19 protein-coding genes and 1 tRNA gene are annotated in these 24,447 nt (G+C 48.3%); 7 read left to right on the top strand and 13 right to left on the bottom strand.

Features of this window, described 5'->3' with window-relative positions; genetic code table 11:
- Positions 1–24: 24 nt before the first annotated feature.
- The 4 genes from ACFFLE_RS09255 to fmdA all read right to left on the bottom strand — a co-directional run bounded on the left by ACFFLE_RS09255 (position 25) and on the right by fmdA (position 4,841).
- Positions 25–2,568, bottom strand: coding sequence for a heavy metal translocating P-type ATPase (locus ACFFLE_RS09255; RefSeq protein WP_380570817.1), 2,544 nt, complete (start codon positions 2,566–2,568; stop codon positions 25–27).
- Positions 2,565–2,957, bottom strand: coding sequence for an ArsR/SmtB family transcription factor (locus ACFFLE_RS09250; RefSeq protein WP_380570816.1), 393 nt, complete (start codon positions 2,955–2,957; stop codon positions 2,565–2,567). The genes ACFFLE_RS09255 and ACFFLE_RS09250 overlap by 4 nt, the downstream gene beginning before the upstream one ends.
- 436 nt (positions 2,958–3,393) lie before the next feature.
- On the bottom strand, positions 3,394–3,657 hold the full coding sequence (locus ACFFLE_RS09245; protein ID WP_344704336.1) for an FmdB family zinc ribbon protein: 264 nt from the start codon (positions 3,655–3,657) through the stop codon (positions 3,394–3,396).
- Entirely contained in the window at positions 3,657–4,841 is a 1,185-nt protein-coding gene (gene fmdA / locus ACFFLE_RS09240; RefSeq protein WP_380570815.1) for a formamidase, read from the bottom strand. Before fmdA ends, ACFFLE_RS09245 begins: the two co-directional genes overlap by 1 nt.
- Positions 4,842–5,047: 206 nt before the next feature.
- Between fmdA and ACFFLE_RS09235 the strand changes: the two genes are divergently transcribed.
- Complete coding sequence (locus ACFFLE_RS09235; RefSeq protein ID WP_380570814.1) at positions 5,048–6,427, top strand: MFS transporter; 1,380 nt, start codon at positions 5,048–5,050, stop codon at positions 6,425–6,427.
- Positions 6,428–6,471: 44 nt separating this feature from the next.
- Here the strand turns inward: ACFFLE_RS09235 and ACFFLE_RS09230 are convergent, their stop codons facing one another.
- On the bottom strand, positions 6,472–7,632 hold the full coding sequence (locus ACFFLE_RS09230; protein ID WP_380570813.1) for an aminotransferase class I/II-fold pyridoxal phosphate-dependent enzyme: 1,161 nt from the start codon (positions 7,630–7,632) through the stop codon (positions 6,472–6,474).
- Between the two features lie 114 nt (positions 7,633–7,746).
- Between ACFFLE_RS09230 and ACFFLE_RS09225 the strand changes: the two genes are divergently transcribed.
- Complete coding sequence (locus ACFFLE_RS09225; protein ID WP_380570812.1) at positions 7,747–9,090, top strand: YjiH family protein; 1,344 nt, start codon at positions 7,747–7,749, stop codon at positions 9,088–9,090.
- 76 nt (positions 9,091–9,166) lie between these two features.
- On the opposite strand, the gene ACFFLE_RS09220 is transcribed toward ACFFLE_RS09225, so the two are convergent.
- Both ACFFLE_RS09220 and ACFFLE_RS09215 read right to left on the bottom strand, forming a co-directional pair.
- On the bottom strand, positions 9,167–10,438 hold the full coding sequence (locus ACFFLE_RS09220) for an amidohydrolase (RefSeq protein ID WP_380570811.1): 1,272 nt from the start codon (positions 10,436–10,438) through the stop codon (positions 9,167–9,169).
- 24 nt (positions 10,439–10,462) lie between these two features.
- Entirely contained in the window at positions 10,463–11,986 is a 1,524-nt protein-coding gene (locus ACFFLE_RS09215; protein WP_380570810.1) for an AbgT family transporter, read from the bottom strand.
- A 322-nt stretch (positions 11,987–12,308) separates the two neighbouring features.
- Between ACFFLE_RS09215 and ACFFLE_RS09210 the strand changes: the two genes are divergently transcribed.
- The 4 genes from ACFFLE_RS09210 to ACFFLE_RS09195 all read left to right on the top strand — a co-directional run bounded on the left by ACFFLE_RS09210 (position 12,309) and on the right by ACFFLE_RS09195 (position 15,653).
- Positions 12,309–12,381 (top strand) — tRNA-Ala (locus ACFFLE_RS09210).
- Between the two features lie 157 nt (positions 12,382–12,538).
- Complete coding sequence (locus ACFFLE_RS09205) at positions 12,539–13,753, top strand: DUF819 family protein (RefSeq protein WP_380570843.1); 1,215 nt, start codon at positions 12,539–12,541, stop codon at positions 13,751–13,753.
- A 156-nt stretch (positions 13,754–13,909) separates the two neighbouring features.
- On the top strand, positions 13,910–14,956 hold the full coding sequence (locus ACFFLE_RS09200) for an ABC transporter permease (RefSeq protein ID WP_380570809.1): 1,047 nt from the start codon (positions 13,910–13,912) through the stop codon (positions 14,954–14,956).
- Position 14,957: 1 nt separating this feature from the next.
- The gene (locus ACFFLE_RS09195) at positions 14,958–15,653 is read left to right on the top strand and encodes an ABC transporter ATP-binding protein (protein ID WP_380570842.1); all 696 of its coding nucleotides are present in this window, start codon (positions 14,958–14,960) and stop codon (positions 15,651–15,653) included.
- Positions 15,654–15,717: 64 nt separating this feature from the next.
- On the opposite strand, the gene pruA is transcribed toward ACFFLE_RS09195, so the two are convergent.
- The 6 genes from pruA to ACFFLE_RS09165 all read right to left on the bottom strand — a co-directional run bounded on the left by pruA (position 15,718) and on the right by ACFFLE_RS09165 (position 22,838).
- Positions 15,718–17,262 (bottom strand): L-glutamate gamma-semialdehyde dehydrogenase, encoded by a 1,545-nt coding sequence (gene pruA, locus ACFFLE_RS09190; RefSeq protein WP_380570808.1) that lies wholly within the window; start codon positions 17,260–17,262, stop codon positions 15,718–15,720.
- Between the two features lie 194 nt (positions 17,263–17,456).
- On the bottom strand, positions 17,457–18,161 hold the full coding sequence (locus ACFFLE_RS09185; RefSeq protein ID WP_380570807.1) for an MOSC domain-containing protein: 705 nt from the start codon (positions 18,159–18,161) through the stop codon (positions 17,457–17,459).
- Positions 18,162–18,178: 17 nt separating this feature from the next.
- Positions 18,179–19,594, bottom strand: a complete 1,416-nt coding sequence (locus tag ACFFLE_RS09180) for an IS1096 element passenger TnpR family protein (RefSeq protein WP_380570806.1) — start codon at positions 19,592–19,594, stop codon at positions 18,179–18,181.
- A 14-nt stretch (positions 19,595–19,608) separates the two neighbouring features.
- Positions 19,609–21,123 carry a gluconokinase gene (gntK, locus tag ACFFLE_RS09175; RefSeq protein WP_380570805.1) on the bottom strand — a complete coding sequence of 505 codons (1,515 nt, stop codon included), beginning with the start codon at positions 21,121–21,123 and terminating at the stop codon, positions 19,609–19,611.
- A gap of 139 nt (positions 21,124–21,262) precedes the next feature.
- Positions 21,263–21,892: an SDR family oxidoreductase gene (locus tag ACFFLE_RS09170; RefSeq protein WP_380570804.1), complete on the bottom strand. Its 630-nt coding sequence runs from the start codon at positions 21,890–21,892 to the stop codon at positions 21,263–21,265.
- A 94-nt stretch (positions 21,893–21,986) separates the two neighbouring features.
- Positions 21,987–22,838, bottom strand: a complete 852-nt coding sequence (locus tag ACFFLE_RS09165) for a fumarylacetoacetate hydrolase family protein (RefSeq protein WP_380570803.1) — start codon at positions 22,836–22,838, stop codon at positions 21,987–21,989.
- Between the two features lie 156 nt (positions 22,839–22,994).
- Here ACFFLE_RS09165 and nhaC point away from each other — a divergent pair, with 156 nt between their 5' ends.
- A complete protein-coding gene (gene nhaC / locus ACFFLE_RS09160) occupies positions 22,995–24,431 on the top strand; it encodes a Na+/H+ antiporter NhaC (RefSeq protein WP_380570802.1) in 1,437 nt (478 codons plus the stop codon).
- Positions 24,432–24,447: the final 16 nt, after the last annotated feature.

Genomic DNA, 24,447 nt, shown 5'->3' with positions numbered 1-24,447 from the left:
GGCTTTCTCCTTTTATATTTCCAACTATTTCTGTCTGAGCAGACGCATACTGTTTAATATGACAATGAGTGCTGCGCCCGTATCACTCAACACTGCCATCCACAGCGTCAATACGCCTGGGAATATCAATGCCAGCGCTGCGAATTTCGTCAGCAGTGAGAACCAGACGTTCTGTTTGATGATTCGCAATGCTTTCTGGCTCAGGCTGATGGTGTGCGGCAGTTGTTCAAGGTTATCCGCCATTAGTACAATATCCGCCGTCTCCATTGCCGTGTCCGTTCCAGCACCGCCCATGGCAATGCCGAGATCTGCGGTCGCGAGTGCCGGAGCGTCATTGATGCCGTCTCCGACCATCGCAACGAAGCGTCCCTCATCCTGAAGTTGCTTCACAGCTGAAACTTTATCTTCAGGCATCAATTCTGCAAAATAGCGGTCGATGCCTGTCTCACCTGCAATATTCTTTGCGGTGCCCTCGTTATCGCCGGTCAGCATGACCATTTCGCTCATGCCCATACTCTTGAGTTTTTCTATCGACCGGACTGTGATATCACGGATCGTATCGGTGACTGAAATCAAGCCGAGTGCTTCTGAACGCGTCCCCACTACGACTAGAGTATTGCCTGCCGCCTGCAATGTGTCAATCTGTTCCTCCATGTTGCCGAGCTGTACACCCATCTCCCTGAATAACTTAGGGTTTCCTGCAAAATACTCCAAACCGTCTATCGTGGCTTGGGCACCCTTACCGGCTATGGTCCTATAATCTTCACCGGGCTTGGTGCCGATATTTCTTTCTTCAGCATAGTCGATGATCGCTTTGGCGATCGGATGGGTGGAATGTGCTTCTATCGTGCGGGCGATGCTGAGGAGGGCTTCGGAATCTTTTTCGAAAGAAGCGACTTGGGACACTTTAGGCTGTCCTTCAGTCAATGTACCTGTCTTGTCGAATGCAATCGCCTGGATGGCTCCTGCCTTTTCAAGGAATGTGCCACCTTTAATCAGCACGCCGTTCTTCGCCGCATTACCGATTGCCGAAACGATTGCTACAGGTGTCGATATGACTAGGGCACATGGACAGGCGACAACAAGCAGTGCAAGGCCTTTATAGAGCCATTCGCCCCATGTGCCGAATCCAAACAGCGGCGGTCCGACCATCACCAGCAATGCAAGAATGAAGACAATTGGTGTATATACGTTCGCAAAACGGTCGACGAAGGCTTGCGTCGGGGCTTTCTGCTCCTGTGCTTCTTCGACGAGGTGGATGATTTTGGCAATCGTCGTGTCCTCCACCAATTTCGTCACCGTGACTTCAAGCGAGCCGCTTTCATTGACTGTTCCTGCATAAACGGTATCTCCTCGCCCTTTATCGACAGGGAGCGATTCCCCTGTAATCGGAGCCTGATTGACGCTCGAAGAACCTGCCATCACTTCACCATCAAGCGGCATCTTTTCGCCCGCCCTGATGACGATGACATCGCCGATATCAATCTCTTCTACAGGTTTGGATATAAGGGTGTCCCCACTTTTGACATTCGCTTCCGATGGTGCCAAATTGATGAGTCCACGGATGGAATCGCGTGTCCGTTCGATGGACCTGTTCTGCAAGGCATTCCCTAAAACAAACAGCCACACGACCATCGCACCTTCAAACCATTCGCCGATAAGCGCCGCACCAATGGCGGCAGAAGCCATCAGGACGTTCATATCCAATGAGCCACTCTTGATGGCGTAGTATGCACTCTTGACCGGCTTCATTCCACCAATGACGATGGCAGCTGCATAAAGCAGCGTCACTATGTTTTCTGGCGTACCAGTGAACGATAATATGAAGCCAAGAATCAGGAATGTACCGGATAATGTGGTCGTCGGTATACCTTTTCGTTTTATGTCAGAAGTTTCGCTTTGCCCTTTTTCCTCCAATGTGGCATCAAACCCTGCCCGCTTCACCTCTTTGATGATCTCCCGCGGCTGCAGTGAGTGGTTGACGTGCATCTTGCCGGTGGAAAAATTAACTTTCACATCTTCAACGTTCGGATTTTTGCCGAGATGCTTTTCGATGGTCATCGCGCAGGAACCGCAATCCATCCCTTCCACTTTATACGTTTCAGTGCCGCGCCCTCTATACAATTGCGAGGCTTCAAAACCTAATTTGTGGACTTGTTTTGGAATCTCATCATGAGCGCTTGCTCCATTTGCCGCTACTGTCATCTTTCCGGTGCTGTAATTGATCTGGACCGATTCAATGTCCGGTCTTTTCTTCAAGCTTTTCTCTATGGTTGCCGCACAGGAAGGACAGTCCATCCCCTGTATACGGTATTCTACAGAATTCAGAGGAGCAGCAGATTCTTTCCCTGAAGCCACAGCACTTTCGTCATCCCCTGAACCGCAGCAACTCGAGATGTTCCCACTCGCTTCCGGAGTGGAAGAACAGCAGCTGGAAGTTTCTTCAGCCTTTTCTGCAGTAGATGAGCAGCAGCTTTCTCCCTCTACACTTTCATCTTTTACTTCTGTCGCCCCTCCACTGCAGCACGCTGATTTCTCTGATTCACGTTCTTTTAGTGCCTGCTTCATCTGCCGGCCTCCTCTTTAACTGTTTCTTCATTTGAGTGCACCAGGGCGATTGAAATCAACTGGTGCACGTGATCATCAGCCAGTGAATAGAACACCAGCTTCCCTTCCTTCCGGCTTTTCGCTATATTCATGTTTTTTAAAAGCCTTAGGTGATGGGAAGTGGAGGCCGTCGTCGCCCCGATTATATTCGCCACATCGCAGACGCAGAGTTCATTTTCCAAAGTAAGTGCATAGGCAATCTTCATACGCGTCTTATCCGCCAACGATTTGAAGATCAGTTCTACACCCGCCACCTCTTCGACACGCGGCTGAATGCGATTGACCAGCGCTTCATCATAACAGAATGTTTCACATGTATCGGGTACTGCTTTATTTAAAGTATCATTCATGTCCACACCTCATTCAAATGATCGTTTGATTATATTTTAATTGCATGCAGGAAAGGTGTCAATGAATATATTCAAATGGATGTTTGAATGATTTGTGTGCGTAATAAAAAAACGACCCCATAAAGACTGGAGTCATTTCAGACAATTATTCAATCAAAGCCTTGTTTAATCTCTGCCGTGGCCGCGAGCAGCGTGGATACATGGGACTGCACCATTTCATCACTGATACCTAAAAGAGAGGGGATGTTAACAAAACATCAAGGTGGAGATTAGAAATTTTGTGTTGTTACTTAAAAATATTGTAAGCGATACTATCCGACTTCCTAGTAGTACTTTTAAGTCTGTGCTGTTGCTCTTATATTTTCAGATAAAAAGGAGAAGCTTAAGAGTCTTCTCCTTTTTATCTACTATACTCTCCTATCTCATATATATTGCTTCACATCATCCAAGGCCTCGGATTCCTCTCTCCCTGTCTTTTATTGCGTTGCGGTAGTTCTGTCTTCTTTACAACTTTTGGCGTCATACCCTGCTCGATATGCCTTGTCACTTTAGCGTCGAGGTAACTTGTTCTGAATACTTGGAACACCCTTTTACTTTCGGACCCACACTCAGGACACTGATCGCCCGCAAGATCTTCTGTGCTCCGCTTCCATGTTTCATAGCTGCCGCATGTCCTGCATTCGAATGTATATCTTGGCATCAGTCGAGCTCCGGAATGATGCTCTGATCGAATATTTCTTTTGGAAGCGACAATGTACAACAGGCGTTCGGAATGTCCACAATGCCTGCAACATGGCCTTGGACGGGAGCGGAGCCAAGCAGCATATAGGCCTGTTCGCCGGTAAAGCCCAATGTCTTCAAATATTCGATCGCATTCAGGCATGCGTTGCGATAGGCGGTATTCGCATCCAGATATTCCTGTGTCCCGTTGAATTCATTGACTGAAATGCCTTGGAATACAAGATATTCATTGTAGTGCGGCATCACTGGACCAGGTTGGAACGCAGGGTTCTTTTCGATATTATGCTTTTTCATGCCGCCTTTGATGACATCGACCTTAAGTTCAATCCACCCGGGCATCTCGATGCCTCCACAGAAGGTGATTTCGCCATCACCCTGGGAAAAATGCAGGTCGCCTACAGATAGTTTGGCGCCTTCTACAAATACCGGAAAATAGACCCTGGACCCTTTGGAAAGATTTTTGATGTCACAGTTCCCGCCATTTTCCCTCGGCGGCACCGTTCTCGCCCCTTCTTTGGCCACACGATCATAATCTTCCCCCTTCAATGTACCGAGGACGGTCGAATCGGCATCGGGAAGGTTGGCAAGCGGTGGCACACGTTTAGGATCTTTATCAACGAGCTTCTGTTCGCGTCTGTTCCATTCATCCAGCAGCTCCTGTGAGGGCGCTACGCCGATCAGACCGGGATGGATGATGCCTGCAAATTTGACGTTCGGCACGTGCCGCGATGTCGCATAGATGCCTTCAAAATCCCATATGGACTTTGCCGCCTCAGGATAATGCTCGGCCAGGAAACTTCCCCCGTTTTCTTTAGCGAATATGCCGTTGAATCCCCATTCATGACTGTTGAACGTCCCAATATCCAAAATATCGACAACAAGCAGATCACCAGGTTCCACTCCATTGACGTACACTGGGCCGCTCAATACATGCACACGCTTCAAATTTACCTTCTCAATATCCGAAGGGTCGTCATTGTTGCTGATCTGGCCATCCGTCCAATCCAGGCACTCCATCTTGAAAGATTCACCAGGATCAACTGAGAAGGCTGCCGGGATATCCGGATGCCATCGATTGTGGCCGGGATGCTTCTGTTCATGCATTTTCTTCGATAGGTCAATTTCAAAAATCTTCTTGGACATTTTAAAACCCCCTGATCATTTTAGAAAGCGCTTTCTTTTATAATTGTAGCATCAACAGACACAACATTCCACATTATTTACAATTTACATCGTAAAACTGCATTTTCCTGTTCGCCATGGCGCGTGGATATCGCCACTCTGTTTTGACCCTTATCCCCCTCTGTGCCACAATGAATACAAAACTTAGTGGTAATGGGGTGACCTGCGTGGCAGAAGATAAGATACAGAGTAAGGGCGTCGTTGCAGTGGTCATCTCAGCAGCATTTCTGCTTACCTTCAACCAATTTCTATTGATTACGGCTTTCCCGACGATAATGGAAGAGTTCAACATCAACGCAACCGAGGTCCAGTGGCTGACTAACGCCTTCATCCTCACGACCATCATCTTCATTCCGATGTCAGGTTACCTGTCGACCAACTTTTCGTCGAAGACGCTCGTCATATTCTCGCTCAGCTGCTTGCTTTTGGGAACGGCTGTCGGTGGCTGGTCGCCGACTTTTGGTGTTCTGATTGCGTCCCGGGTGATCCAGGCAATCAGCGCAGGCATCATCCTACCATTGATCCAGACGATCCTGCTCATCGTCTTCCCTTACAATAGACGGGGGTTCGCCATGGGATTGCTCGGAGCCGTGACCAACATCGCTCCCGCTTCCGCCCCATCGATCTCAGGCATCATCATCGACTATCTGGATTGGCGCTCCCTACACTGGGTGCTTCTGCCCTTCATCGCCATCACTTTCATACTCGCACTGCTTCTGATGAAGGACGTGCTCGAACAGAACAAGTCAAAGCTTGACATCCGTTCGGTGATCTTATCCGCCATCGGTTTTTCTTCCTTCATATATGGTTTAAGCAATATCAGTGTCTACGGATTCCTGGGCCCATTGTCGCTTATCCCCATGCTTATAGGTATTTTGGGCATACTATTCTTCAGCAGCCGACAATTTAAGATCGCCACGCCGGTAATGAACTTGGAGTTGTTCCGGAACAGGACATTCACGCTCGCCATCATCCTGATATTCATCAATATGATGTTGCTGTTGTCTACCGAGACGATCCTGCCCATGTTTGCCCAAGATGCACTCGGCACCAGTGCATTCCTGTCCGGGTTCCTGCTCGTGCCGGGGACGGTCATCCTGTCTGTCATGACTTTCATTTCGGGCAACCTCTATGACCGCTACGGCGGTAAGCGTATCGCGATGATCGGGTTTTCGTTCACGGCGATCTCCCTCATACTGCTTAACACTGTCAGCATGATGGATTCGCCCTACTGGATCATGGCTCATTTCTGCCTGTTCATGGCCGGCTTTGGCCTTACACTTATGCCACTTGTGACAGTGAGCATGTCGGAACTCGGCGGGAGAGATATTCCGCACGGCTCGGCAATCGTCAATACGGTGCGCCAATTTGCCATGGCGTTTGGCATCATCATATTGACTTCGATCATCAGCATCACGGTGTCTGTGGTGGACGCGCCTTATAATGAAGGGACATATTTGGGCACTTCCTATGCCCTGGCTGTGATGGCAGCCTTGGCAATATTCGGTTTAAGTCTGACGTTCCTGCTCAAAGAGCCGCGCCAATAAAACAGCCCGTCTACCGGATGATCGTCCGGTAGGCGGGCTGCTCTTTATCGTGCTTCACGCATTTTAATGTATTTTTCCAGTCTATCTGCCGCTTCGGTCAATTCCTCCATGCTGCAGGCGAATGACAAACGGATATGGCCTTCCCCGAATTCGGAGAATGAACGACCTGGGACCACTGCCAGCTGTACCGTTTCGAGCAGATCTGTTGCAAACCTGAAGGAATCCTCATCATATTTGCTGACGGACGGGAAGATGTAGAACGCACCGGTCGGCTTCGATACCTCAAGCCCCATATCAACGAGCCTCCCGTAGATATAATCCCGTCTCCTAATATAGGCTTCATTCATTTCCGCCGGTACATGCCGCTGATTGCGCAGGGCTTCTATCGCGGCGTATTGGCTCGGTATCGCCGCACAGATCGTATTGTAGAGATGCACGGTGATGACCTCTTCCATGATGTCACGATGGCCGACGACATACCCGATCCTCCATCCTGTCATCGCGTGGGATTTGCTGAGTCCGTTGACGACCAACACCCTGTCCTTGATGTCCGGATAGGCTGCCATGCTGGCATGCTCGCCTTCCAATGTATTTTCAGCATAGATTTCGTCGGTGATGACGAATATATCATGTTGCTTGAACATCTCCGCCAAGCGGTCGACCTGTTCTTTTGTATAGGTAACACCCGTCGGGTTGGTTGGATAGTTCAGGATGACAGCTTTCGTCCGTTTGGTGATATTCGCCTCTATCGCTTCCGGCGTGGCAATATAGCCATCTTTCGTCGTATCGATGAACTTCGTCACCCCACCGCTCAATTCGATGATCGGTTCATAGCCAAGGTAGGTCGGGGCAGGGACCAGCACCTCATCCCCCGGGTCCAGTATGGCACGCAATATGGCATCAATGCCCTCACTGCCGCCGACAGTGACCAGCACTTCACCATGCGGATCATATTCTCCGCCATACTTCTCCTTGTAATAGCTGCTTATCACTTCCCGCAGTTCAAGCAGCCCCGTATTATGGGAATACCTCATTTCCTTATTTTTGATTGCTTCGATGGCCGCTTCCTTGACGGATTCCGGTGTACTGAAATCCGATTGGCCGAGTGTCAGATCGACTGCATCTGGAAATTCATCCACCCTGTTTGCAAACTGCCTCGTACCGGGCACTTCTATATGCTTCATATGCTTATTCGCCTGTGGCATGCTATCCCTCTTTCAAAAATATTCACCTATATATTATAACAGAATATATGGACATTTTCGACAATTTAAATTATCATTGGAGGCGCTATCAATTTATACATAAGGGGATATCTCATGAATTTTTCAACTCAGACTAAAGTAAAAACGTGGACGGTATCCACTCTTGCCCTACTATTATTCATTGTACCCGTCTATGTCAACGACCAGTGGACCATCATACTTGGTATTTTTGCAGATTACATATTGACCGGGCTCGAAGGGAAAATTGCGGGCATCCTGACGGTCATCATGACCCTCTTCTTGTTGATAACGTTCTACGCCACCTTGATCAACCGCAACAGTTTCAGAAACTCACCCAAACTGAAGGATATCTTCGTCCTCAGCTGGCTATGGTTCATGTTGCGCGTCATCGGTACACTTTTTGCCATCATGACGGTGACCGGATTTGGCCCCGGAGCAATCACCAGTGAACTGACAGGTGGTACGATGATGTTCAATCTGGTGCCGATACTCGCCACTTGGCTTCTTTTGGCCGCCTTCCTCATGCCTTTATTGATGAACTTCGGGCTGATGGAGTTTGTCGGCACATTTTTGGAACCTGTAATACGTCCATTGTATAAAGTGCCGGGCCGTTCCTCGATCGATGCGCTGGCATCCTGGATGGGCAGCAGTCCGGTTGGTGTCATGATCACCACACAGCAGTATGAGAATGGCTTCTATACAAAACGCGAAGCGTTGAACATCGCGACGAACTTCTCGGTACTGTCCATACCATTCAGCCTCGTCATTGCGACATTCATCGGCATCGAGGAGTATTTCCTCCAATTCTACTTCACAATGGCGGTCGCCTGCATCATTACGGCCTTTATAATGGTCAGGATACCACCTTTGTCACGCCGGGAAGATACTTATTATGAGTTGACGGGCAAACAGATTGACGATCGCGGATTTGAAGACACCATGGTCAAGACAGCTACCACCCGGGCGTACAGAAGGGCGGACGAAAGTGATGGCGCCAAAAGCATCGTGCGGGACGGCACCATCAATGTCATCGATATATATGGAGGATTGATTCCGGTCGTCATCGCCATAGGAACAATGGCTCTGATCGTTGCTGAATATACGCCTGTATTTGAACTGTTGAGCTACCCGGTCCAGCTTTTCCTATCACTGATTAATGTGCCTGAAGCAGCCGCAGCCGCTCCTGCATTCATTATCGGCGTTACCGACATGTTCCTGCCTTCGGTCATCGGTTCCGGCATCGAAAGTACATTCACCAAGTTCCTGATTGCCGTGATGTCACTGACGCAGATCATCTACTTTTCCGAAGTGGGTGCACTCTTGCTCAAATCCAAAATACCAGTATCAGTCTGGGAGCTCCTCATGATTTTTGTGTTGCGGACAATAATCTCCTTCCCAATCATCTATCTCTTCGCATGGCTATTTGTGGGCATGTAAAAAAGTACCCTGCCGGAACGTCCCGACAGGGTACTTTTATGCTTCAGCCCTAAAGATATATTGCTATTTGATCACTTTATCGTCCTGAGAGTTCCACAGCCGATTCATATAGAACTTCTACAGCAGGGAGCATGCTTCCTTCATTGATGTCAAACGCTTCATTATGGTGGCCCGCCGCAAGCTCAGTTCCGAAAATGCAGTAGGTGGCCTGTCCGCCGTTTTGTTGGACAGCATTGATGAAGAAGGTCGCATCTTCAGATCCAGAACTCGCGTCGCTCTTCATTACACTGTGAAGCCCCTCTGCCTCCGCAGCTTCTTTTAGGACCTGGGCTATTTCAGGCGAACATTCCGCGCTCTCCCCTTCTCCAACGAGCTCGATATCGTATTCTGCCCCATGCATCTTAGCCGCACCTTCAATGATGGACTGGGCCTGCCTTTTGACATGATCGTTTATTTCAGATGTCTCGCCGCGCGTCTCAATCTTCATGGCGGCATGATCGGCAATGATGTTGCGGCCGCTGCCCGCATGCAGCTCGCCGACATTGATCCGGGTAGCACCATCAGAATGCCGTGGCACCGTATAGAGGTTTGTTGCGGCGTTAGCCGCAGCCAACAAGGCATTCCGTCCCTCTTCAGGCCGGCTCCCGGCATGGGAGGCGATTCCCGTAAAAGTGACATCCATCTTGGATGTGGCCAGGAAGCCGTCGTTTGCAGCGATGAAATGCCCATCTGGTACATCCATCCCTATATGCGAGGCGATGAAGTAATCGACACCATCGGCTACACCGGCTTCGACCATGGAGCGCGCCCCTCGCGTACCTTCTTCAGCCGGTTGGAAGATTATTTTGATGATACCCGAGAACTGGTCTCTCTGCTGCATGATCTTTGTGGCCAACCCCAGGCCAATGGCTGTGTGGGCATCATGGCCGCACGCATGCATGTTAGGTGTAGTCGATCTGAAATCTTTTGCCATGGGCACATGGTCTTTTGTTGTTGCCTCAGTAATCGGCAGTGCGTCCATATCCACCCGATAAGCCACAGTCGGCCCTGACCTCCCAGTGTCTAATGTTGCGACGATACCGGTATAGCCTTCAGAAACTGCATCAAGATACTTGAGCACTGCGCCATTCTCCCTGGCCCATTCCAGATGGCGTGCGGTTTCTTCAAAGCCGGGTTTGCCCATGCAATAATCAGGATCCATGACTTCATTCCCGATCTGAATTACAAATCCCAGACTTTCAAGTGTTTCCGCCACAATAGTGGCAGTACGCATCTCAAGAAAACCAAGTTCCGGGTATCGGTGGAAATCACGACGCCACCTCACCAGTTGTGCTTCGAGCTGTTCCATTTCATTTTCCTCCCTCTATATTCATTACGGCCTATTTTCCAGGTATGTGCTGACCCCCGGTCCATATGGTATGCCTGTGAAATAAAACACAGCAAGCAGAATGACCCATACCACAAGGAACGTGATGGAATAGGGCAGCATTAACGAGATGTATGTCCCAATGCTGGCATTTTTATCATACCGCTGCATGAAGGCGAGGATTATGACCATATAGGGGAAAAGCGGTGTGATGATGTTGACGGACGAGTCGGCGATGCGGTAGGCGACTTGTGTAAATGCCGGATCATAGCCGAGCTGCATGAACATCGGGACAAAAATCGGTGCCTCAATGGCCCATTTGGCAGAACCAGAAGTGATGAGAAAGTTCATCAGGCCGGTGAAGATGACATATCCGACGACCAATCCGAAACCGGTGAACTCGATATCACGCAAAAATTCAGCACCATTGACGGCCACCCACGTGCCGAGGTTCGACCAGTTGAAATAGGCGATGAACTGGGCGATTGCAAAGACCAGCACGATGTAGCCTGCCATATCCTTTATGGATTCCGTCATGTAATGAGTGATGTCCTTGCCGGATTTTATCTTTTTTGTGATTAGACCAAAAGCTGTACCAATGACAATGAAGAATATTAAGATTAATGGAACAATGCCGTCAATCAGAGGTGATGGGATTATGCTTCCACCCTCGCCCCTTAATGGACTGTCTGGAAGCATGACGACAGTGAGGATGACCGCAAAATATAGAAGCCCGGCTATCAATGCAGCCAAAAACCCTTTCTTTGCGTTCGGAAGCTCTTCTGCATCTTCATCTTCCAGAGCCTCCCCTTCATATTTGCCGAGGCGCGGCTCAACGAATTTTGAAGTCAGCAATCCGCCTACGAAGGTCAACAGGAAGACGGAAACTATGTTGAAGTACCAGTTATCCACTGCTGTAACGACAATATCTTCATTGATGATGGCCGCCGCTTCCGTCGAAATCCCTGCAAGGAGGGCATCTGTACCGGCAATGAACAGATTGGCGGTAAATCCGGCTCCGGCTCCAGCAAAGCCGGCTGCAAGGCCTACGAACGGGTGTCTGCCGACCTTATAGAATACAAGGGCCCCAAGAGGCGGGATCAGGACGACTGCGGCATCAGAGGCTAAGTTACCCAAAATACCTGTAAACACCACCGTATATGTAAGAAGGAATGGTGGGGATTTCAAGATCGTCTTGCGGATTGCATAATCGAGCAGTCCAACCTTCTCGGCAAGGCCGATACCGAGCATCATTGCCAAAACCAGGCCGAGTGGTGCAAATCCGGTGAAGTTTTCAAGCATTGACGTCAAAATAAACTGGAGCCCTTCGCCGGACAGCAGATTCCGGATTGGGGTGTCCTCCCCTGTACCAGGGTGAACGACTGAGGCTCCTGCCAGACTGAAGGCATAGGAAATGAAAATCATCAGGACCGCCAGTCCGATGAACAGCATGAATGGATCAGGCAGCTTATTGCCGACCCTTTCTATTATATCCAGCAGTTTTGAGAAAAACCCTTTCTTCTTTTCCATAATACTATGCACCCCACAACTGTTTTATTTTATACGTGGCTTTTGTGCATCTTATCCCTCTCTATTAGCAGGACCTGTATAGACAGTGCTGACGATTGCATTTGCTCCCTAGGAGAACTATAGAACACACTTTAGCTCCGTATACAGTTTTACATAACTATACTACAATCAATTGTCAGACATGTCTATATTTTTTCAATAGTTGGAATTCTGTAGACCTTAGCCGACACTTGTTTTCCCAGAAATCGAAAATGGATTTTTCAACAACAAATGGGCTTGTATATTACGGCGTTATCATATAGAATATTGTTGTAGCACAAACGGGGCCATAGCTCAGTTGGGAGAGCGCTACACTGGCAGTGTAGAGGTCAGGGGTTCGAATCCCCTTGGCTCCATTGATTCCTCCACCTTCAGCGGGTGGAGGATTTTTCTTTTTCCATATCCTACATATTAGAAATCACCTTTCATTTATTATATAATTTCAGCTATATACATCCAAAATGCGTTGCTGATGCAGTCTCCAGGACGACTGGCACTAAAAAGGAGTTTGGTATTATTAATGCTTTGATATCACCCGACGAAACTTGGCTGCTGTGGGCGTTTCTCGTGGGTTGGGCGGCTGTCAGCATATGGCTGGAACAGCACTATGAATGGGCTTCGAAGCTGTCAGGTGCGATCATTGCGCTTGTCGGAGCGATGCTGATGGCGAACACAGGACTGATCCCCGTCGAGTCGCCTGTCTACGATTCGGTGTGGACGTACGTCGTTCCTTTATCCATCCCGCTTCTGCTCTTCCAGTCCAATTTACGTAAAATTTGGCAGGAAAGCGGCCGTCTGCTGATGATCTTCCTGCTCAGCTCGATTGGCACCGTTGCCGGCTCCATCGTTGCGTTCATCCTGCTGAAGGATCTGATACCAGGCCTCCCCCATATCGCTGCTATGATTTCAGGTTCCTATACGGGAGGCAGTGTGAACTTCGCTGCCTTGGCGACGCGGTTCGATGTGCCCGGCGAAACGGTCTCTTCAGCGGTTGTTGCAGATAATCTGCTGATGGCGGTCTACTTCTTCATACTGATACTGATTCCAGCAATCGGGTTTTTCCGCCAAAAATATAATACTCCCCACATCGATGCGATAGAGGCACAAGATGAAGGGGATAAGACGACATCCGCCTCCTATTGGAAGCGTAAGGAAATCGCACTGAATGACATCGCTCTCGCTGTCGGTTCTTCATTCGTCATCGTCGCCGTTTCGTTCAAGCTCGCAGAAATGTTCCGCTTCCTCATACCCGAAGATGCGAACATTTTCTTGAGTGCCCTAAGGGCGATGATTGGAGACGATTATCTGATGTTGACAACATTGACGCTGCTACTCGTCTCATTCATCCCGAAATACTTTGAACGCATCAATGGAGCCCAGGAAATCGGCACTTTCCTGATCTATATCTTCTTCGTCGTTATCGGAGTGCCGGCGTCCATCCCGCTGATCATCGAAAACGCGCCACTCATCCTGTTGTTCGCCGCCATCATCGTCTTCATCAATATGATAGTCTCGTTCTCGTTCGGCAGACTATTCAAATTCGATCTTGAGGAAATCATCCTCTCAAGTAATGCCAACATCGGTGGTCCTACAACAGCGGCTGCCATGGCCATTTCACGCGGCTGGACACGGCTCGTCGGGCCGATCCTCATCGTCGGCACACTCGGCTATATCCTTGGCAATTACATCGGAACTGCGCTTGGTCTCTGGTTCAGCAGCATGATGTAGCTTGATGACAGAAATGAGCACCCTTAAAAGGGTGCTCATTTTTTATTTCCATCTTCCTTAAAAAGTTTATTTTCTGTTTATATTGCCGTTACATCCGGTTTATATCGCCCTGATAGACTATGGTCAATACAAACCGAAAGGGAGCATTGAATTAAGATGAAATTAGCCTTAAAAGAACTGAAATTCTATAAGTTCAAGTACATCATGGTGACTGCCATACTGTTCCTACTCGCTTTTTTGGTACTGTTCGTTTCCGCATTGGCACAAGGCTTGGCACGCGAAAACATTTCAGGAATCGAAGCCTTGGACAGTGAATACTTTGTCATAGAAGAGGACGTGGAAAATGACCTCATGCGCTCAAGACTGTCTGAAGACCAAGTTGATGCCGTAGAGGTGACGACATCCGCTACTCCTCTGAAGTTATCGATGCAGAAGATAGAGTCAGGCGACTCGGAAATCAGTCTGCTCATTGCAGCAACCGACCAGTCGAAACAACCAGCTGTAAAGGAAGGAAGTTTTCCGAAATCGCAATCCGAACTTCTTCTGAATGAAAAATTGAAGGCAGAGGGGTTCAGCGTTGGAGATGACGTTACATTAACCGATGAACAGACATACGAAGTCAGCGGATTTGCCGAAGACATCATGTTTGCCCATAACTCGATGGCTTTTATGACACCTGAAGCAATCAACGAGTTGGATTCCCGGACTGCTGCACTGATAATCGGTGACAGCAGTGAAGCGGAACGTCAAACGATTGAAGACGCGTCTGGTGTGGCAATGGTTTCCGCTTCTGAACTGAAAAATGCCGTTCCAAGCTATCAGGCCGAACAGCAGCCGCTCAACTTGATGATTGTCTTTCTGTTCGTCATCTCGGCAATCGTACTTGCGGCCTTCTTCTATGTCATCACCATCCAGAAGACTTCCCAGTTCGGCATATTGAAGGCAATCGGAACATCTTCCCGTACATTGGCCGTATCCATCCTGATTCAAGTCATACTGATTACGTTGACTGGCGTCGTGTTGTCGCTGATCAGCATTTCTGTAATCGGTATGATCATTCCAATCGATATGCCATTTTATCTGAACACCAATCTGATGGCACTGGTCTCGGCACTGTTTCTGGTGGTAGCGTTCATCGGTGCTGGTTTATCACTGGTCAGAGTAATAAGAATAGATCCGTTGGAGGCGATCTCAAGTGAATGATATGACATTGGAAGTACATGGATTGAAGAAAACATTTGGCACGGGAGATGCGAAAACCGACGTGCTCAAAGGAATCGACTTCAGTGCCTCAAGCGGTGAACTGATCATCTTGAGCGGCGCATCAGGTTCCGGCAAGTCGACCTTATTGTCGATACTCGGTGGCCTATTGTCCCACACCGATGGAGAGGTCAAGTTAGACGATGTCGATTACTTGGATCTTAGCGAAAAGGAACTGACGCAGATGCGTCTTTCGGACATCGGATTCATATTCCAATCCTCCCATCTCATACCCTATATGGATATCGTCTCACAGCTTAGCTTCGTAGCAGAGCAAAATGGACTTAATAAAAAAGAGGCCCGTAAGCGCAGTAAGGCATTGCTCGAAGAAATCGGCCTCAGCCATCGTTTCAACAGCTACCCAGGCATGCTGTCAGGTGGTGAGAGGCAACGCGCTGCCATCATGCGGGCATTGATGAACAAGCCCAAGATGCTCCTGGCCGACGAACCTACGGCAAGCCTTGATGGTGCACGCGCCATAGAAGTCGTCGAAATGCTCCGGGATATCGTTAAAGACCGCGGTATGATTGGCATACTGATTACGCATGATTCATGCATCTTCGAGTACGCAGACCGCGTACTTACGCTTGAAGATGGCCATCTCAAGGCAGAATCCCATACGCAGGAAAGCCAGCAATAAAATAGCGGATAAAAAAACGGTTGATGACTGGAAAGTCATCCACCGTTTTACCATTTATATTGGTTTAGAACATTTCTGATACAACTTTCTGCTCCAGGAAGTTGAGCATATAGTCAGGGCTACCTGTCTTCTGATCTGTACCGGACATCTTGAATCCACCGAATGGGTGGTATCCTACGACAGCTGCAGTACAGCCACGGTTGAGGTAGAGGTTTCCGACATTGAATTTACGGCATGCCAGAATCCAGTTCTCACGGGTATTCGTGATGACTGCACCTGTAAGGCCGTATTCAGTATTGTTGGCGATTTCAAGCATTTCATCGAAATCTTCTGCTTTAGCGAATGCTACAACTGGTCCAAAAATCTCTTCTTGCATGATGACGGCTTTTGGATCCAGACCTGAGAAGATTGTCGGCTTGATGAAGTATCCAGTGGAATCATCAGTTTCTCCACCGATTTCCAATTTACCTTCTTTTTTGCCTGTTTCGATATATTCGCTGATCTTGTCGAACTGCTTCTTGTTGATCACCGGCCCCATATAAGTTTCATCTACAGGGTTGCCGACAGTCAATTCTTTTGTCAGTTCAATGGATTTAGCCAATACTTCATCATATACATCTTTGTGGATGACTGCGCGGGAACCGGCAGAACATTTTTGACCGGAGAATCCGAATGCTGAATTGACGATGGAATCCGCCGCCAAGTCCAAGTCTGCATCCTTATCGACGATGATTGTATCTTTACCGCCCATTTCAGTTATGACTCTCTTCAGGAAATCCTGTCCTTCCTGTACTTCGGCTGCGCGCTTGTTGATGCGCAGACCCGTCGCTTTGGATCCTGTAAATGTGATGAAGTGCGTCTTATGGTGATCGACCATATAATCCCCAATTTCAGCCGGATCACCTGTAACGAAGTTTACGACACCTTTTGGAAGTCCCGCTTCCTCAAGCACTTCCATCAATTTATACGCAATCAATGGTGTGTCTTCTGCAGGTTTAAGCAGTACTGTATTTCCTGCAATGACTGGTGCTGCAGTTGTCCCTGTCATGATCGCGAACGGGAAGTTCCAAGGTGAGATTGTCACACCAGGACCCATAGGCTGATAGAAATAATGGTTGTGTTCGCCTTCACGGTCAAGTGTCGGTTTACCGTCTGCCAACTCCATCATCGAGCGGGCATAATACTCTATGAAGTCGATGCCTTCGTTCGTATCTCCATCAGCTTCATTCCATGGCTTCCCTGCTTCATAAACCATCAACGCAGAAAATTCATGTTTGCGGCGACGGATGATCGCAGCCACTCTGATGAACAGCTCCGCACGATCTTTCGGATCCCACTCGCTCCATGTTTCGAAAGCTTTTTCTGCTGCTTCCATTGCTGAATCAATGTGTTCAGTCGTGGCTTTGGATACATGACCGATGACTTCTTCCTTATTCGAAGGGTTGTAGGAAGTGATCTGATCATCAGTTTCGATATGCTCTCCACCAATGATCAATGGGCGTTTGACGCCGAAATCCTTCTTCACCTGCTCCAAAGCATCTTTAAATGCTTTTTTATTTTCTTCTTTCGTAAAATCCGTAGCTGGTTCTGCACTGTATGGTACTACCATGAATGACTTCCCCCTTAATTTAATTGGTTCAGTACTTGTGATGGGCACCCCAATCCTAAAGCACTAAAACCGTTTCCATATGAATTCTACCGCATTAGAAAACTTTTTTAAAGATTTATGCATTATTTATAGTCAACTTAAAAGAATGCTTGAAAATTTCTGAAATCAAACACCATTAATCCCCCGTCTGCTCATCACTTGTTCGGACCGAATACCCGCTTCGTACTGCTCCCCTCTTTACCTAAAAGGCGTTTCTGGAGTGTCTTCCTCCAATTTGGGGCAAGATGTTCACATGCACTTAAACTTTCGGCAAGACCGACATTATCCACTTGGTCATACATGACTTCGTTGCATGCATTGATTGTCCATTCGGGAGATGGTTGCTCAATCAGTTCCAAAGTGTCGCCGGGCTGTACATACCCTTCCTGCAGCACCCTGAAATACCACCCTGTACGCCCCGTATTTTGAATCTGCAGAGCAAGGTCGATAATCCTGTAGCGTCGTGCCGGTTTCCAGCAGGGACGGCGCGGTTGCGAAACCTGGATGACTGCACCTCCCACCTTGTATGTATCGCCTATCGAGACGGAAGATTCATCCATTCCCGTAATTGCGAAATTCTCACCAAAGCCACCTGCTTCGATATCGACCCCCAGCTCGTGGCGCCACGTAGCGTAGTGGACGACTGGGTAGGCAAAGACCGCCTTCTCTGGCCCCCCATGGTTCCTCTTGTCTGCCACTGAATCCGTGTCAAACCCAGTTTCTGTAAGATATACTTTTTCATGCCGCTCTGTCTTGAATATGGCACTTTGCCATTCCCGATCGAACTTATTTTCTGCGTCTGGATCTCCCATGGTCTTTACTTTACCTGTAAACAACTTCCGGACTTTTGGTTTTCCCATATGAGCTACTCCTCTCGTCACTCTATCTCATCTATGTTGTACTCCGTAATCGGATATGACTTCCTGAACATTTTTTCAAGCTGATTGTTGATGGCCGTTACAGGATACCGTTCCCTGTAGTTGGTCGCCCGCACCTTTTCATAAGTCCTTATATAATCAGGATGATCTGCCGAAGCCAGCACTTCAAGAGTGTCTGCAAGGTGTGCTGCACCACCTATATTCTCTATCGGGGCGGGCCCATGATGCTTTTGGACCTTCGGTATCGGCCGATGGATATGGGTCTTGGCTTCAATGTCGAGCGTCACCCGATAATCTTTTCCATAGATGTAACGGATGGTCTCATGATGTGCAAACATCGCATCGAGCTGAATATAGCTGGCCGGCAATCGCCCATCACTTCCCAACGGCTCTCCTGTTGCATCTAACGTCAATGTCCCCGCTTCGAACAAAGCATCGTGCTTCTGCCGCCATCCCATCGCCTTCTGGATGACCAGATGCAGCTCGAAACAGTTGCTGCCTGCCGGCATGATGATTTCCCGGGAAATTTCAAAGTCTATATCTTCAATCTGCGCATGGAGGACATAGGCATTGAAATCGCCACCAGGCGGGCGCCCAACCGGCGAGCCAGATTTTCTCCGATGAGCTTCGACTGCTTCAAATGATACTTCCTCCAATGCTGATCTGACAGCTTCATGCATGACATAATGATCAGCATGGATTTTGACGAGGAGACCGAGGTTCCGGGCATCCGACCACCTTGAGCTCGCCTCATATACATTGAATCCCTTTTGGACATTGTCTTTGATCTGCTCAAAATCCGCCGTATTCAGCTGGAGCAGGATGCCCTCAAGATATTTTGGGTTGGTTATGATAGATGTCAAATGGCGCAGGTAGTCCTCTTTTTGATGGTCATCAGGCTCTGCATTCAGACGCTTCAGCATCCGGCGCAACTGACGCCAGGTGATATTGTCATATAACCAGTAGATTGGTCCACGGTAGATGCGGTCAAGCATTGCGACATCATCCTGGTCGAGGGGTTCATCTTTGTCGATATACATCGGATGGGCGGGTATAGTGTGATTTTCTTTTAATGCTTTATAGAGCGCCTCTACAATGTCATGATGAATGACGCCGTGCCCCTCGCCAGCCTCCAGTATATATTGAAAATCGATGAGTATAGGGTAATCATCGACCCTATAGATCACCCGGTGCAACCCTTCTGGCGGCTCAATATCGATCAGCTGTCGGATAAGGGCTATTTCGGTCATCGTCACCATATCAGTAATGGAGGCGTCCCCGTCCATCAATTTGATTTCCGCCACTTTAAAGTCAACCAATGAAGCGAGTGTCACGAACACTCCGTCATTGATGAGGTTGGCGCGAGCCAATTCATTTTCTTCCATATAATATGAGAAGAATTCATGCAGTTCCATGCGTTCCACCTCCGTTATCTGATTTCGTCCATCCTATCGTAGAAAGGTTCGAGTGCCCGACCAAGCTCGATATATACGCTCATGATTTCCTGATACTTCAAGTATACCTTCTCTTCCGGTATATATGCATCGCTTTCACCGACGAAGTCTGCAACTTCATTCAAATCACGTATTTCACCAAGGGCGTAAAGACCAAGGAGACAGGCACCGAAAGCGCTTGATTCATAGGATTTCGGTACAGTCAATTGCTCCCCGAATACATCAGCCATCAACTGCTTCCACATTTCACTGCGTGCAAATCCTCCACTCGCCTTGATGCTTTTCACTTCATTCATCTGTTCACGAAGCGCCAGATATACACTGTAGAGATTGTAGATTACACCTTCCAGAGCTGCCCGGATCATATGGCTCCGCTCGTGGGATAAAGTCAATCCATAGAAGGAACCGACCGCTTTTGCATTCCATAAAGGGGCCCGCTCCCCTGCAAGGTAAGGGTGGAAGATGAGGCCGTTACTGCCCGGTGAAACACTATCCGCTGCACGCGTCATGACTTCATAAGGGTCTTCATTATAGGCATCCGCTTGTCCCACCTCTTCTTGGCACAGTTCGTCACGTATCCACCTCAGGATGACACCGCCATTATTCACCGGCCCGCCGATGACATGGCGATCTCCCACCAAATGGTAGCAGAAGGTCCGCATCTTGGGGTCGGTCCGGGGTTCTGTAATGACTGTGCGGATCGCCCCGCTGGTACCGATGGTGATTGCCACATCCCCCTCCTGTATGGCATTGACACCGAGATTGGCGAGGACACCATCGCTCGCTCCGAGAATGATTTTCGTATCCTTGGCCAGACCAGTCTGGCCAAGATTCCGTCCGATACTTTGATGCACCTTGATTGTACTGACGATATCCGGGAGTTGTTTTGGTGTCAGATCCAGCAGTTCAAGCACCTCACTGTCCCATTGCGACGTTTCAAGGTCCATCATGCCTGTGCTGCTGGCGATGGATTTATCGACTTCGTATATTCCCGTCAAATGATGGAGCACATATTCCTTGATGCCCACGACCTTGCCGATCTGACTGTAGATTTCAGGCGTCTCCTCCTTAAAATGAAGTAGCTTGATGAACGGGCTCATGGGATGGATTGGGGTGCCTGTACGCCTGTAGATGGCAAGCCCTTTGTCACCATTCCATTTCTCCGCCGTATCCTCACTCCGCCGGTCTGCCCAGGTGATGCAATCCGTCAGCCGTTCACCTGAATGATCCAGAAGGATTATACTGTGCATGGCAGCAGAACAGGAAACGAAGGCAATCTCGTCACCGCATCCATTCCGTTCCACCAGTTCATTCAGCGCACGCATGGATTTCATTAGAATCTCGTCCGGATCCTGCTCTGCCGTGTAGACATCCGGTGTATGCAGCGGGTAGTGTTGGGTCTCCTTATCTATGTATTCACCCCGAGTGGTGAATAAGACAGCCTTTACCGCAGTTGTGCCGATATCGAGCCCGATCATATACTGTTTCATGATGAAACCTCCTATGCTTCCCCTATATTATATCGTTTCTTTTAATATACACAAAACCCAGCCCCATACTTAAGAACCTAAGACATTCATCACCTCAAAAAAGTCACCCGAGAGATCTCTCAGATGACTGCCAATGTATTTATAGAATCTGACTGATTGAAGTCTCTCCTTTAACCACATAATAGATCTTATCCTCTGGTGGATAGCCGATTATTTTAACCAGCACATCAGCTACATCCTCACGGATGATTTCACCGGACTTGGTTTCTCCTTTGTATTCATAGAAAGTGACGGTGCCCTTACCTTCTCCATTCTTCAATAATCCTGGACGAAGTATCGTGTAGGGGACTCCGGAATCGATCAGATGTTCATCAGCCCGGTGCTTGGCGTGGAGGTAGGGGCGTATCTCACCTTCTACACCGCGGGGATTTTCAACACCAAGACCACTGACCATGACAAAATGATCCAGTTCATGTGATTTTGCGAGGTCAATGGCTTCAATTGCACCTTCCTGATCAATCAGGATGGTCTTATCGCCTCCAGTCGAAGCACCAGATCCTGCTGTGAATATTACTCCATTCACATCTTCAAAAGCATGGCTAAAATCCTCTTCGAGATCTGCAATTACCGTGTCGATGCCATCATCTTCAAAAGCTTGTGCCTGCTCCTCTTTACGCAGCATGGCTACAGGCTCATGTCCTTTTTCCTTCAGTCGACTGACGACCATCTGGCCAATTTGGCCGTTGGCGCCTATGACGAGTACTCTCATTATGTCTGCCTCCTATGTTCTGTTATACCCATATCATGCATATGCCTGCACCAAAAATCAAACATCACACCCAGACCTTCCTGTGACACATCCATTATTCTGTTTGGATATATGTTGTCAGCCGGCCGAGCTGTTCAATCTCCACCACCACTTCGTCGCCTGCCTTCAACCATGGCTGTACTTCTCCCCCGTGCCCCATTGCGACCCCTTCAGGAGTGCCGGTCAATATGACATCACCCGGTGTAAGCGTCATGTGATGGGAGATATAACTGACAAGCGCTTTACATTTGAAGATCATATCATTGGTATTTGAGTCCTGACGCACTTCATTGTTTACTGTGCACTTGATCCTGAGTTTATCGGAGTCTTCAATTTCATCTTTTGTGACGATGTATGGACCGATTGGACAGAATCCGTCCAAATTCTTGCCAAGTAGCCACTGCGAAGTTCTAAATTGGAACGAACGTTCCGACAGGTCGTTCGCCGCACTGTAGCCGAATATTACATCTTCAGCTTCGACTTCACTGACCTTGCAGGCCTTCTTGCCGATTATTATGGCAAGCTCCGCTTCATAGTCCACCTGCTTGGCTTCTGACGGGATTCTCACAATGTTTTTATCGCCGGACAAGCTGTTTCTGAACTTGCTGAAGAGGATGGGGTTATCTGGCACCGCCATTCCTGACTCAATAGCGTGCTGCCGGTAATTGAGCCCGACACAAATGATCTTTTCCGGGCAATCTATTGAGGGGCCAAGTTTAGTTTTATGCAATTCTATAAAGAAGTTGGTCTCTGCTTCCATGGCGAAATCAAGGAAATCATCGAGTCCCTTATGCCTTTCAATCGCTTCGATCATCGTGGGGTATGCCCCTGAAATATCCAGGATGCCTTTTTCAGTCAAGATTCCCGGCTGAAGTCTGCCTTCCTTATAGAACGTTAAAAGTTTCATAAGTCATCCCCCCTATTGTTGAGTTCAGTTTAGGGGATTATATCACAATGTTGGGAATATTCTTAATTAAACGTAATTGGAATGAATCGAGATTTTCATAAAAAAACCTGTTAACATGTTTCTATTGCATAGTCCAATTATATAGGAGGTTCAAAGATGTTCCGCATTCAACCTGCCCAGACACCATCTTTACTGGAAGCACTCATTACAGTCATCAGCATCATCATTATAATCAGCACAAGCATCATCCATTTTGAAACTACCCCTCACATGGCATTGATGTTTTCTATCATACTGCTCGTCATCTACGGAACCGTCAAACGCGTCCCCCACCAGAAACTTCAAGAAGGACTTTCTGAAGGTGCTAAGTCAGGGATGGGAGCTGTGTTCATCTTCTTTCTGATAGGCATGCTCATTGCTTCATGGATCTACAGCGGTACCATCCCAACGCTTATATATGGCGGTTTTGAATTGGTGACCCCTTATTTCTATCTTTCCATCGTATTCATCGTAACCGCCATCATCGGTATATGTGTCGGCAGTTCTCTGACGACTGTCGGTACCGTCGGGGTCGCTTTTATCGGTGTGTCCAGTGCATTGGACCTTTCTTTAGCCATGACGGCCGGGGCCATTGTGTCTGGAGCATTCTTCGGCGACAAGATGTCTCCTTTGTCCGACACGACTAATATGGCATCCGGTATATTGGAAGTGGATTTGTTTGATCACATTAAAAATATGATGTGGACCACCATTCCAGTTTTCCTGATTACATTTATTCTGTTCGCCTTATTATCTCCGGATATATCTTCTGTCAACTTTGGTGAAATGGAAGTCTACCAGCAAGGTTTACTTGATACTGGTCTGATAAGCTGGTATAACGCAGCAGTACCACTGGCTGTTCTTCTTGTCTTTTCAATGCTGCGTGCGCCAGCACTGCTTTCACTCACAGCCGGGATCGTCAGTGCGCTCCTCTTGTCGACTCTACATACCTCGCCTTCTCTTACAGGGATATTCAATATTCTGTTCGGCGGCTTTGTTTCTGAAACCGGCGTGGCGGAGATCGATGAACTTTTGACCCGTGGCGGCATGGAGAGTATGTTCTTCACAATCGGCATTGTCCTCCTCGCCCTCGGCATGGGTGGATTGCTCTTTAAGCTGGGCATCGTGCCCCGATTGTTCGCATCAGTGGAGAGAACACTGAAGGATGTGAAATCAGTCATCATCGGATCGGCCCTCAATGCTATCGGCATCAATATACTGATCGGCGAACAATACTTATCCATTTTGCTGACGACCGAGACGTTCCAGAAGCAATATGAGAAAGTGGGGCTTGAAAACAAGAACCTTTCAAGGGTTGCAGAAGATGCAGGCACCGTCATCAATCCCCTTGTACCGTGGAGCGTGTGCGGCGTCTTCATTGCAAGTGTGCTGGGTGTCCCTACACTTTCATATCTGCCATTCGCCTTCTTCTGCCTGCTCAGTCCGATTATGACAATCCTGTTCGGAGTGACCGGCAAGACGCTTACCTACATCCGCAATGATGCGGAAAGAGATGGTGGAATTAAGCAAGTTCCACAAAGTGATCTTAGTTGATAAAAATCACCCGCCG

The organism is Salinicoccus siamensis, assembly GCF_042429615.1.
Classification (GTDB): Bacteria; Bacillota; Bacilli; order Staphylococcales; family Salinicoccaceae; genus Salinicoccus; species Salinicoccus siamensis.
The sequence above is the reverse complement of the archived record's forward strand: the minus strand, read 5'-3'. Positions and strand labels throughout refer to the sequence as shown.